Here is a 12,534-nt window from a genome sequence, read left to right as displayed (position 1 = left end):
CATCCTTTTTTCTGTTCTTAGTTCCTTCTTTAGCAAATACGATGTAAACATTCATATCAGGTAGCGCTTTCTTGATTTGATAGTACATCGCCCGATAAACTTTTATCAATTTGCAATTTTCTCCGACTTCTCTTTATTCCACAAACCCTTGTGTGACAAGCGATTGCGAGCCGTTTCTATTGGGAATTGTGTCCCTTATGTATGAATAAAAAAATCCCGGAGGTGGTTATATCTCCCCCGGAATTGACATGGCATTCTATGCGCTTGTGATTAATCTGAACGTATGTGTGATCGGCGCTTCACTGGTTATAGCGGATTGTGGCAGATCCACAAGAAGTCCGTCTTCTGTCTGCTGATACGAAAGTACGTCATCGCTACCGACGAGTTCGATCCGCTCTACCTTTTCCAGATAAGGAATGACCAACTGTGGGTGTACGGTCTCATTCTCGTTTCGGTACAAACGGAAGGCATATACGGTGTTGATCTCTTCCTTCTGAGTGAAGGCCCAATCTTTCGTAAAATATGGCCCGCAAATTCGGGTTCCATAGATGCCTTCTCCATGAGTACCCAACCATTCACCGAGGCCCTTGATGCCTCGAATTGCCCCTTTTGGCAGACGCCCATCGGGTTGTGGACCTACATTCAGCGCCAGGTTACCGCCCTTGGACACAACTTCAAGTAGAATATGTGCCAGCTGTCTTCCCGTTTTATACTGATCATCGAATCCGAAGGCAAAGGAGTTCCCCACCGTAATACAGCTCTCCCATGGAATGTTCATCGGATGTTCCGGTATAGTCTGCTCGGGGGTAACGATATTCTCATACGGTCCACCGACGGTGCGATCTGCAGACAGGAGCCAAGGTTGTGTGGTCTGACGCGCCCGTTCCACGACTTCTCCCAGCCTGATATCTTGACCATGGCGACCTTCGCGCACCCAGCCGGCATCCAGCCACAGACATTCGATCCGCCCGTAATTCGTCAGCAGTTCCATGATCTGCTCATGTGTGAACTCCACGAATTTCTCCCACAGCCATGGATACTTATGGGGATCATACGAAGGGCCGCGCCACATATGACGTCCACGCTCCATGCCCGGTGCCCAGTAATACGGGGTATGCCAGTCCGCTTTGGAGAAATACGCTGAGATACCCAGTCCTTTGGCCCGAAAAGCGTCAAACAGTGCTCGACAGATGTCCGCATACTTATGGGTATGAAAAGGCGTGTCCTTGCCCGTAATCCGGTAATCCGTCGTCTTGGTATCCCACATGCAGAAACCGTCATGGTGCTTGGTGGTGAACAGGAAGTATTTGAACCCGTTATCTGCCGCCATTTGTGCCCATTCCTCAGGCTGGAAGCGAATCGGATTGAAAGTTTTGTTCAGATCGAAATATTCCCGTTTGAAGTCTTCCATGTCATCCGTCCAGTCGATGTCATCGCGCGACCAATCGCCATCCTCGTCGCTCAGCGCCCAGGATTCCACGAGACCAAGCTGGGAATACGGCCCCCAGTGCATCATCAGCCCCAGCTTCTGGTCCTTGAACCACTCCAGCCGCTCATTCAGCAGCGGGTCCTCCGGTTTGATCCACTCTTCCTCTTTGCTAAAATTGTGCACGCCGGCTTCGACAATCTGCTCTTCCTGCTCCAGTACGGTTTCTTTGGTTTCGCTCATCCTGTTTCATCTCCTCTGGATTTCATGTCAAACGCTGAACACATAGGTTTACACTCGGCCACTGCGCGGTCAGAATAATCTTCCGATCGCTGTTACCCCCAGATTTTTTGATTATTTCCCTAGAGGGGAAATCCGGGGATAAAGGCGAGCGCTTCGCTTCTTCAGATTGGTTCTGCACTCTCCGTTTTGGCGTAAACGGTTCACTTAACTGTTAAGGGGCTTAGTAACTCTGTTATTTTGAGTGCGGTGCCCTCTCCAGTCACTATGGAACCCCTTATTTCCCTCGTTTCTATAGGGAAATCCAAGGGTAGAGAGAGTGCGCTTCGTTGTTTTCGATTGGTTCTGCACTCTCTTTTATGGCATAAACGGTAAGTCTCTATAGGATGTGTCTTCAACTTCAGTTCAGGGAAGATTTACGATGATGGATGTCAGCGCGTTTATAACGTCTCGAAATCCAAGCGGTTGATCCTGGCGAATGGGTAGAAAACTTTCTAAAGAACTCAGGGCGTCTTATTTGGTCCTTAGGTCCACTTTTTAAATTGTAAGGAACATCAGACACGTTATTTCACGAAATCAGCTGATAGAAACGCTGTATACTGCTGCTTATTCTGATATAGCGTGTGTCAGGTTCCTTAGATTTTTGAGGGGGCTTAAAATCCTTGAATAAGACGCCTCAGATTCGTTAGCGCTCGCTCCCTACTCTGCTCCAACTGCAAGCGGAGAGGACGACTCCGAATCCGCCCGGAGCGGAGCTTTTCATTGAAAAGGAGCGAATTGCTCATAACGTTCGATGCCACGGGAGTAGTAAAGTATCAACTTGGAGCATCTCCGTATTGCAAAGCCCTTTTATAGTGTGATTTCGCGGCCCTGACGGGCTGATTCGTAGATGGCGCAGAGCATTTTCATCACTTCGACGCCGTCTTCAACGGGGCTAAGTGTTTCTTTGCGGCCCTGTGTGCTATCGATAAAATGGTTGATTTCATTGCGGAACGATCCCATAAAATCGAATGATTTGAAATCTACCTGTGGCGTCATGTTCAAAATGGTGTTGAACTTTTCGCCAATGATCGAAATTTCCGGCTCGAGCTCGGCACCGCCTTTGTCGCCATATAGCTTGACCGAAGTCTCATCCGCTTTGGCATGGAGCGTGAAACTGACATCCACGAGCAGGCTCGCTCCGTTCTCAAAACGAATCAGGGCATTCGCCATGTCTTCAACGGTGTTTTGTTCCGCATCATAGTCCGCTGCTTTGTAGAATGACAGATTGTTAATGTTCGAGCGGTTCCCTAATCGGTTGGACACGTTAGCGGAGACGGATTTCACCTTCGGTCTGCCCATCAGATACCAGCAAATATCGATCACATGCACCCCGATATCGATCAGCGGACCGCCGCCGGAGCGGTTGATATCCGAGAACCAGCCACCCGGATTGCCCAGACGACGCAGACTGGAGGCTTTGGCATAATAGATCTCGCCCAGTTCACCCTCGTCGATAAACTTCTTCAGAATCTGTGCATTGTCGCTATAGCGGCGAACAAAACCAACTTGCAGCAGCTTTCCGCTGCGATGAACGGCCTTCTCTACCTCAAGTGCATCCTCCACCGTTTGGCAGAGCGGTTTCTCACACAGCACGTTTTTGCCCGCGTCCAGAGCAGCAATGCTAATCTCTGCATGGGAGTCGTTCCATGTACAGATGCTGACGGAATGGATCTCGGGCAGTGCGAGTAATTCCTTATAATCGGTAAACACATGAGGTGCATTATATTGCTTCGCGACTTCTGCGGCACGTTCTGCATTCAGGTCGCAGATAGCGTATATTTCAACGTCCGGGTTACTGGCGTAGGCTTGCAAATGGCAATCGGATATGGATCCGGCACCGATGACGGCGACTTTCAATTTGGACATAGTGCTGATTCCTCCATAAATAAAATAATTGACGTCCAGCAGGTAGACGTTCCGGTTGCGAATCGTTCTTCCGATCGCTCTTATCCCCAGATTTCTTTAATCCCCTTATTGCAAAGGGGAAATCCGGTGATAAAGGCGAACACTTCGTTTCTTCAGAATCGATTTCGCCCCCTCCACTACTTTTCCTGACTGAATTAACTTTCCGTTTGAGCCATACCTAACTATTCATATTTCATTTAAAACAAGTACTCAGTCCTATGCCTCTTCCCATAGGCGGCGGACGTTATCCATGGCAATGCGTGAGGCGGTTTTGCAATCTTCCATGCCTTCAAATTCTACCGAGATATATCCGTCATACCCGGATTGTTTCAACACACGGAACACCTCCGGCATGTCGATATCGCCATGGCCCACAATGGCACCGCGCAGGTAATTGCCATGCGAGGTTTGGAACCAGCCTTCACCCGGATTCCGGTAGGAAGGTCTCCAGTAGAAGTCTTTGGCGTGCACGATCGACGCGTACGGAATGTTATTTTTTACGGCACTCACCGGATCTTCGTCTACACAGAGGAAATTACCGACATCCAGTGTGGTTTTGAAGTTACTCCGCGCCGTTTCGTGTAGCACACGCTGAATTCGCTCACTCGACTGCACATAGTACCCATGGTTCTCCACACTTGTTGTAATTCCAAAACCCGCTGCATAATCGGCTATGCGCTGACAAGCCTTCACCATTACCGGTAGGTCGATCTCAAACTGTGCTACGGTTCCCTCTGGTGCAGGGCGGAAAGCCACGTCATGACGCATCAGCTTCACGCCGAGCGCAGCAGCCACATCCACATGTCGCATCACATTCTGGATCTCTTGCTCCAACGCTTCGGCGTCCTCCTGCACAGCAAAGTTAGCGCCGATGGCATAATTGGAAATATCGATTCCTACCTCTTTTGCCACAGCTTTGATCTCATCAATCAACTCCGAGTTATCGATCAGACTGAACCCCATCGGCACAATCTCCACATGTTCCCCGCCCTGATCGGCAATCCATCGAATGGTATCCGGCACGGTTAGTTCTTTACGATCCAGTGCTTGTTGCAGACTGTAGGTGCTGAGTCCAACTTTCATTTTTCCTCATCCTCTCCCCTAGTCAATGTCCATACCCAACGTATACCTTTTTCCGGCGGACACGACAATTCTCAATAATCGTTTGGCTCACCTATTTTCCTTTTCCTAGCCCAAATCCGGTGTATCCACGAACGTTACGGCCAGATCAGCCGTCTGATGAAGCTCGAATACGATGATTTCATTCTCACCTTCACGAAGAAGCAGGGCTGGTACATATAACGTTTTTTGCGGTCCTCTATTCCAGTAGCGTCCCAGATTGAATCCGTTTACAAATACAACCCCCTTGGTCCAGCTATCCAGTCGCAGAAAAGTATCTCTTACATCCGTGATATTAAACTCTCCTCGATAAAATGCTGGTCCCTGTACTTCATTAATTGTTTCGTTAATTGCTTCGCCAATCATATCACTAAATTGCAAATCCGACAGATCAGTTAATGGAAGACAATGAATCGTCCAATCATATAAAAATTGAAAGCCATGTCGCACACCCTCCGTAATCCCCTTCGGATCTCTCAGGTACGGGCCATAGTTGATTCGCCCCATATTTTCGACAAGGATCAATAGATCTGCGCCCTCTGGCGGCACTTCAAAGGAAATCGATAATTCCGTATTGCCTTGTTCGAGCACACCATGAAATTGCCCATCAACAAACACAAGCGCACGGTCACGCACCTCCTGAACCAAAAGTTCCTGTCGCTCCCTTGGCCCGGATATTCGGGTTTGATAACAAATAAATCCATAATCCTGACCCAGCTTCTCCATCGGTTCTGGATTCGTGCGTTGCAACGGGGCTGATATCCGGTCCATCTGCGCCAGTATTGACGCCTGCTGGTTCAACTCCACTCGCCCATAGGCGACGGTCCCCTTCGATTCTGGCAGCACAAGCTCACCCAGATCTTCATCGCTATACTGAGCAATAAGGTCACGCACCGCATGGAATTTCGCTGTCGGCTCCCCGGATTCACTGAGCAATGAATCGTAGTCGTAACTTGTAATTGTGGGTTCGTATTGATCCTTCTGCTGACAGTTCGCCCCGTTATAAAATCCGAAGTTCGTTCCACCGTGGAACATATAAAAGTTAACCGAAGCTCCTGCTAGAAGCATCTCCTCAAACACACCAGCCACATCTGAGGCTTCTCGGGTGTGATGCGACTCGCCCCAGTGGTCAAACCAGCCGTTCCAATACTCCATGCACATTAAAGGTTCGTCCGCCTGATATTCACGCAGCTTGGCGAACGCTCCCTCCGCACCTGATCCAAAATTAACTGTAGCCAGATGCCCAGGCACTGATCCTGCTTGCAGCATGTGGTCTGTCGGTCCGTCCGAGGTAAATAACAACACATCCATACCGCGTTCTACCATGCCATCACGTAAATATTGCAGGTAACTCGCGTCGTTCCCGAAGCTGCCGTACTCATTTTCAATCTGCATTGCGATGATCGGCCCGCCATGGGTGCTCAGAAGGGATTTCAATTGGGGCAAAAGTACATCATAATAACGATCCACATTCGCCAGAAACTTTGCATCATTACACCGAAGACGGATATCATCATCAGCGAGCAGCCAGGAAGGTAGCCCACCAAACTCCCACTCGGCACATATATAAGGACTTGGACGAACAATCACATGTAGACCCACATCTCCCGCAATGCGAATAAAACGTTCCAGATCAGCCATGCCCTCAAAACGATATTGCCCCGGCTGCGGCTCATGAACATTCCATGGCACATACGTCTCCACCGTATTGAAACCGCAGGCTTTCAACTTGAGCAACCGATCCTCCCAATAGTCGGGAACCACTCTGAAATAATGGATGGCACCCGACAAAATTCGAATGGGCTCGCCACCATACATGAATTGTGAACCTTTATACGTCAGCACCGCCATGTTACAGCCCTCCCCATTCACTTAGATATATGCCCAACCCGGACAACGTAGGGTACCATCTGGATTCATGAATGGTTAATCGCATCCTTCTCGATGTGACCTGTGGGAAACAGCAAATTCGCTTATACCCCACCACCGTCCCCGTGTAGAACGCTTCCCAACCACCATCTGCCGTCTGTAACTCCAGTGTAAAACGCTCAATCCGTTGACCTGTCTGGATATGCTCCATCAGCACCACCCGGTCATACGATCGTTCCTCCCGCAAATCCAGCTCAATCCAAGCCTGCTCCGTTCCTTCAAGGGGACGCCAATACGTATCCCGGTCTTCTGTCAGCACCTCCGATACGGCATGTTGTTCATCCATCGTCTCTGATGCTTTTACCAGCGCCTGCAAGGCGAAATTTTCCTGAAAAATGGTGCGCAGCGAATCTCCCAATTCCTGTAGTCGCTCGACATCCGTTTCGTGAATGAGACCACGCGTATCCGGCGGCAGATTGAGTAAAAAGGTGGCATTGCCCCCCACTGCTCCGTAATAGACGGCGCGCAATTCTTCCAATGTTTTGACCTGATCATCTTCACTGGCATGATAGAACCATCCCGGACGAATCGAGGTATTCACCTCAGCAGGGTACCAAATCAGTTGGTCACCTTGGGAACGAATGACCTCTCGGCTTCCTAAATCACTATCCTGCGTATTGATCCTTGTGGCAAACTCACCATCATCTACCTGCTGCGATTGCTCCTGAATCTTCTCATTATCCTGCATATGCGCTGGCACAACGCTCCATTCCGATTCCCGTGTATGCCCCGCCTCATTGCCGCACCAGCGAACATCTGGGCCACATACCGAGATGACAGCTCCCGGCTGAAGTTCACGAATAAGCGCATAATAGGCGTCCCAGTCATAGATCTGCCTTTTACCATTCGGACCCTCCCCACATGCACCGTCGAACCATACACAGAAGATGTCGCCATAATTCGTGAGCAGCTCGCGCAACTGATGGAGGAAAAACTCGTTATATCTCTCCGAATCCCCGTAGGAGGCTTCATGCCGATCCCAAGGAGAAAGATACACACCAAACTTCAATCCACCCTCACGGCAGGCATCGGCAACTTCCTGAACCAAATCCCCCGCACCATTCCTCCACGGACTAGCCGCGACCGTATGCGCTGTAAACTGACTTGGCCACAAACAAAATCCATCATGATGCTTACACGTCAAAATCAGCCCTTTCATCCCCGCAGCCTTGCACGCCTGCACCCATTGCGCTGCGCTCAGTTCAGAAGGATTGAAGATAGCCAGGTCTTCCTCCCCAGTGCCCCATTCCCGGTCCGTGAATGTATTTACCGTAAAATGAATAAATGCATAGAACTCCATCTCCTGCCACCTTAACTGGCGTTCGGATGGGCTGACCTGTGCTGCGGACTTAATCCATTCGGATGTTTGCAGTTCTTGATTCATGGCGTATCACTCCTTTTATTTCGTGCATTCCTATGTCACTAGACCTCCATCGCTTGGACCGCTACTCATTGCACTACTATCCATGAATTGCTGTGATGCAAACCATAACTGCTGCTTGGCTTCTTCGACCAAATGTGGATCAATGGGATAATTAAAGCTGCCTTCGGACCTGACGCCTGATCCCATATGTATCTCTGTGATACCTGTTTGTTGGACGAGGGTCTGAATCCCGTCTACGGTTATCCCCGAGCCAGCCATGACAGCGATGTTCAAGGTTTGGCCCAGTTCCTGAAGCTGTTTCAGTTCCAGCATCGCTTCAGGCGCTACCCGTTTCCCTCCCGATGTAAGCACACGCTCGACGGTACCCAATTTGTTGATGACCTTGAGCGTCTCAGTCAGGCTTGCGCTCACATCAATTGCACGATGAAACGTAACGCCCAACCCCTGAGCTTCGGCCATACATGATTGCAAGGATATAAGATCCACTTCACCAGCTTCTGTAAGGGCGCCGATCACGATGCCAGCAGCTCCAAGTTCCCTCGCCATGCGTACATCCCGGGTCATGACTTGAATGTCATCAGTGCTATAGCAGAACGAGCGGCTATGCGGACGGATCATGACATACACCGGGATGGAGACCTTGGACATCACTTGCTCCATGACACCATAACTGGGGGTAAGTCCTCCTTCGGACATCGCTGATACCAGTTCAATCCGATCAGCCCCTCCCTCCTCAGCTGTTTTGGCATCTGCCGCATCTACAGCGATGACTTCCAATACAGGCTGTCTTTCCATAATGTAGCTCCCTTCAATTCATCGTAGATTATTCCAAAACCGTTAACCCGTATCGATAGACATCACTCGAACTGCACACAGCCTGATCCATGACATAAAGGACCGACTGAACGCTTCATCAGCGCTCCTGCGGTCCTTCTTCATCATTATTTGACGACGGTCAGCTTCTTAATCTGCAAAGGCTGACCTTCCTGAACGATATATGGTTTGTCGGCAATGATCTTCATGATTGGATTCTCCTTTGGGGACCGGAATGGGCTAGCAAATAGAGAGCGCAACGGATTTCATGTACTTTGTCTGATCATTTTGTTATTTTTGTTATTTATAATGTTATTATCAATTAGCAATAGTCTAAAACGTTAGGATCAGAACGTCAATACAAAAAAAGACACCCGGAGGATGTCTTCGTGTCTTGGATAACCTTCTGGTTATCCGAGCTTTTTCTATTTTCTACGCCGAGCCTTCGTCATTCGATTAAACATAATCAGTGCAGCAATAATCATGGCTATCATGGCAATATTACTCGCCACTTCTTGTGATAGTCCAAAAAGAACTCCCAGGTTAGTCACCAGGCCTCTTACAATCAGCGCCACCACAATCAGCAGGATTGGACTCAAAAAATTATAATTTCTCATTCCTCGCAACACCCCTGACCCCATTGTTCAGAACTACGAATCTCATAACACTATCATAACAGTAGCTATTCTGTGTTACAACAAAGGACACCCGCATACAGTGTCCTTTGTCATATACCAACGTATTCTGCTTTGGATGACAGAACAACCTTTCGATTGCTCTTATCACCTGATATTTCCGATTATCTTCTACACCTGCTTGAATTCGATCCAATCAATCTGGAGACCTGGTTTGGTGAAGTCCAGTTTCAATTCATACAGTCCTGCTTCAAGATCTACTTTGACAAGTTTCTGTCTGATCCATTTACCTTCCGTACCATTCGTTTGAATGGTGGTCACCAACTGATCATTCAGGAGCAGGTTACATGCACTTTGAGCGAGTTCCGGCTCAGGGGACATGATCTGTACGATAATCCGATAATGGCCTGCCTCATCCACTTTCATGTAGACGGGTTCAGCTACCGCAGGTTTCACCTGTGCGTTTTCAACCAGCGCCTGAGCTTGTGCAGCAGATATAGATGCATTCGCTTGGAACGAAGCAACGTTCTCCACAATTTCGTGTTTTCTACCGGACACCGGTGCATTCATGATGAACTTGCAGATATTAATCGCCGAGCGTTGCAGCTCTCCGCGAGTCAATGTTCCATTTTCCAAGGATTCAATCGTGTTATCGTCCCAGCCGTTAATCTCTGCGCCGTAGTTCGGTACAACCATGTAGAGATCATTCTGTGCCCGAATCATCCAGTTCGTGTATTTGCGATCAGCTTCTCCACCTTCGGTCACATCGTTCATAATTGCCCACCAGTCGGTCATGACGATACCCTCGAAATTCCATTCGCCACGCAAAATCGTGGTGTTCAGGTCGTAGTTGGATGCCGCCCAGTGTCCGTTAACCGGGTTGTAGGAGGTCATGATGGAGTTTGCTCCGCCCTCTTTGACTGCGATTTCGAACCCTTTCAGGTAAATTTCACGCAGTGCACGCTCAGAGACAACAGCATCTACTTTACTGCGGTGTTTCTCCTGATTGTTGCAGGCAAAGTGTTTCAGTGTGGCATTGGAACCACCCTTCATGATACCTTTCGTACATGCTGCGGCAAATACACCCGAGATCAGTGGATCTTCGGAGAAGTATTCGAAGTTCCGGCCATTGAGCGGGCTCCGGCGGATATTGAGTCCAGGTCCGAGCAGGGTATCTACCTGATTTCTCAGCAATTCCTGTCCTTCCATCACATACAACTCTTCAACAAGATCCTTGTTCCATGTCGCCGCAAGCAACGTACCAATGGATACCTGTGTTGCCTTCTCGCCACTATCCATACGAATACCGGACGGGCCATCTGCCGTACATGCTACCGGAATACCGTAGTTAAACAGGCTGTCGCTGACACCACCAAATGCAGATGCTGTTCCCGAAGTAACGAGCGGACTGCTCATGCCTTCGCCACGGACAATCGCCCCCAGATCCTGATCACTCAGTTGAGCGATGAAGGTTTCCAGACTCACTTTGCCAGCCTTAACGTCACTCAGCTTGTGGCCCTGGTTACCCGTCTGCTCCAGCGTTTGCGGGAGATTCTGCTCAATCCGGTTCGCCATGGATATCTTACGTTTCGGTACTTCTGCATAAGTCAGTTCATAAGATCCATCTTCCTTGCGCGAACCTGGTTTCATCCGTGTAAAATCTTCAGTTGGGGCCATCGCTTCTTGCAGTTGCTCCACCAATTGAAGAGATTCAATACTATAGCCATCCTGGCCATCAATGTTGATATGCTGCACTTGTTTCACACTGGTTCCTACATGCAGTCGGTATGTGCCTTCTTCCAATACGTACGCGGAAGCATGACCTGTAACGCCTGCATCATCATAGGATGCCATGGCATGGATCGGGAAGCTGATCGTCAGAAGTTCTGACTCGCCCGGCTGCAACAATCCTGTTTTACCAAAAGCCACCAAAGCCTTCACCGGTTGTCCCAGTTTGCCTTGTGGTGCTTCATAGTAGACCTGCACAACCTCTTTGCCCGCATATGTTGTACCTGAGTTGGTCACATTTACACGAACTTCAATGTAGGTTTCGCCGTCTTTGGTTACTGATTTTGCTTCTTCGTGTTGGGCCAAAAACGTCGTATAAGACAGGCCGTAACCGAATTCAAACTGAACGCGCTCAGGTCGAAACGTTTCGAAATAACGATAACCTACATAGATATCTTCCTGATACAGGTTCTTGAACTCATTGCCGTAGTTGCTTGTCGAAGGGTAATCTTCAATGGAATATGCAATCGTATCTGTCAGTTTACCGCTTGGTGTAACGTCCCCCGCCAGCACATCGGCAATCGCGTTTCCACCCTCCATACCGCCATGCCAGGAGTAAATTACGCCTTGGATCGGATGTAGATACGTTTCGTTTAACCAGCTCATGTCGATGATATTTGAGACATTCAACACAACAATTGTGTGTTCGAACTGCGAAGTGACTTGCTTCAACATCGCTTTCTCATCTTCTGTCAGTTGGTAACTTCCTGGCGCATCCGCGTTATCCTGGTCTTCTCCTGCTGTACGTCCAATAACGATAATGGCTTTGCTAGACTTGCTTCTGGCCTGTGCAACCAGTTCATCCGTCAAAGGCATTTCTTTCTGATTCCATGGCTCAGCCGCCCATACTTTTCCGCCATCATCAAATGGATTTTCCTCAATCCATTTCTCATAGACAGCTGCCAGCTCTTCATTGACCGTTATATTCTTTTTGCTGCGCAGACCATCCAATAGATTCGTTGTGTAGGCTACATGAACACTACCGCCTGAACCTGTACCGCTGCGATAATAATTGACTTGAATCCGTCCAAAAACTGAAACGTTTTCGTTTTCACGAAGTGGAAGCACTTGGCCTTCATTTCTGAGTAAAACGGCTCCTTCAGCGGCAACCGTACGACTAAACTCTGCAAACCCTTCCAATGGAACTCCGATTTGATGTGTGCTCAATGATTTCCCTCCTGATTGTCATCCCCATACCTACGAATCGCTATATATAAAATGAACTATATAAATTGAACTAAAGAATATTTACA

General features: G+C 48.8%; 8 protein-coding genes. All 8 read right to left on the bottom strand.

Annotation, left to right across the window (positions count from 1 at the left end; all coding sequences use genetic code 11):
* Positions 1-256: 256 nt before the first annotated feature.
* A complete protein-coding gene (locus MKY44_RS01230) occupies positions 257-1,669 on the bottom strand; it encodes an alpha-L-fucosidase (RefSeq protein ID WP_341005774.1) in 1,413 nt (470 codons plus the stop codon).
* A gap of 846 nt (positions 1,670-2,515) precedes the next feature.
* The gene (locus MKY44_RS01225) at positions 2,516-3,574 is read right to left on the bottom strand and encodes a Gfo/Idh/MocA family protein (RefSeq protein WP_133387250.1); all 1,059 of its coding nucleotides are present in this window, start codon (positions 3,572-3,574) and stop codon (positions 2,516-2,518) included.
* A 255-nt stretch (positions 3,575-3,829) separates the two neighbouring features.
* Positions 3,830-4,696 carry a sugar phosphate isomerase/epimerase family protein gene (locus tag MKY44_RS01220; RefSeq protein ID WP_341005773.1) on the bottom strand — a complete coding sequence of 289 codons (867 nt, stop codon included), beginning with the start codon at positions 4,694-4,696 and terminating at the stop codon, positions 3,830-3,832.
* A 105-nt stretch (positions 4,697-4,801) separates the two neighbouring features.
* The gene (locus MKY44_RS01215; RefSeq protein ID WP_341005772.1) at positions 4,802-6,583 is read right to left on the bottom strand and encodes a glycoside hydrolase family 35 protein; all 1,782 of its coding nucleotides are present in this window, start codon (positions 6,581-6,583) and stop codon (positions 4,802-4,804) included.
* 1 nt (position 6,584) lies between these two features.
* Entirely contained in the window at positions 6,585-8,045 is a 1,461-nt protein-coding gene (locus MKY44_RS01210) for an alpha-L-fucosidase (protein WP_341005771.1), read from the bottom strand.
* A gap of 30 nt (positions 8,046-8,075) precedes the next feature.
* Positions 8,076-8,840: a copper homeostasis protein CutC gene (locus MKY44_RS01205; protein ID WP_341005770.1), complete on the bottom strand. Its 765-nt coding sequence runs from the start codon at positions 8,838-8,840 to the stop codon at positions 8,076-8,078.
* Positions 8,841-9,283: 443 nt separating this feature from the next.
* Positions 9,284-9,475, bottom strand: a complete 192-nt coding sequence (locus MKY44_RS01200; RefSeq protein ID WP_341005769.1) for a hypothetical protein — start codon at positions 9,473-9,475, stop codon at positions 9,284-9,286.
* Between the two features lie 189 nt (positions 9,476-9,664).
* Positions 9,665-12,448, bottom strand: coding sequence for a glycoside hydrolase family 3 C-terminal domain-containing protein (locus MKY44_RS01195; RefSeq protein ID WP_341005768.1), 2,784 nt, complete (start codon positions 12,446-12,448; stop codon positions 9,665-9,667).
* Between the last annotated feature and the right edge of the window lie 86 nt (positions 12,449-12,534).

The sequence above is a fragment of the Paenibacillus sp. FSL R7-0026 genome (assembly GCF_038004485.1).
GTDB lineage: Bacteria > Bacillota > Bacilli > Paenibacillales > Paenibacillaceae > Paenibacillus > Paenibacillus xylanexedens_A.
The sequence above is the reverse complement of the archived record's forward strand: the minus strand, read 5'-3'. Positions and strand labels throughout refer to the sequence as shown.

Excerpts from the sequence above, each read along its gene's own strand:
- MKY44_RS01230 (WP_341005774.1), bottom strand. The coding sequence starts at position 1,669 with ATGAGCGAAACCAAAGAAACCGTACTGGAGCAGGAAGAGCAGATTGTC.
- MKY44_RS01225 (WP_133387250.1), bottom strand. The coding sequence starts at position 3,574 with ATGTCCAAATTGAAAGTCGCCGTCATCGGTGCCGGATCCATATCCGAT.
- MKY44_RS01220 (WP_341005773.1), bottom strand. The coding sequence starts at position 4,696 with ATGAAAGTTGGACTCAGCACCTACAGTCTGCAACAAGCACTGGATCGT.
- MKY44_RS01215 (WP_341005772.1), bottom strand. The coding sequence starts at position 6,583 with ATGGCGGTGCTGACGTATAAAGGTTCACAATTCATGTATGGTGGCGAG.
- MKY44_RS01210 (WP_341005771.1), bottom strand. The coding sequence starts at position 8,045 with ATGAATCAAGAACTGCAAACATCCGAATGGATTAAGTCCGCAGCACAG.
- MKY44_RS01205 (WP_341005770.1), bottom strand. The coding sequence starts at position 8,840 with ATGGAAAGACAGCCTGTATTGGAAGTCATCGCTGTAGATGCGGCAGAT.
- MKY44_RS01200 (WP_341005769.1), bottom strand. The coding sequence starts at position 9,475 with ATGAGAAATTATAATTTTTTGAGTCCAATCCTGCTGATTGTGGTGGCG.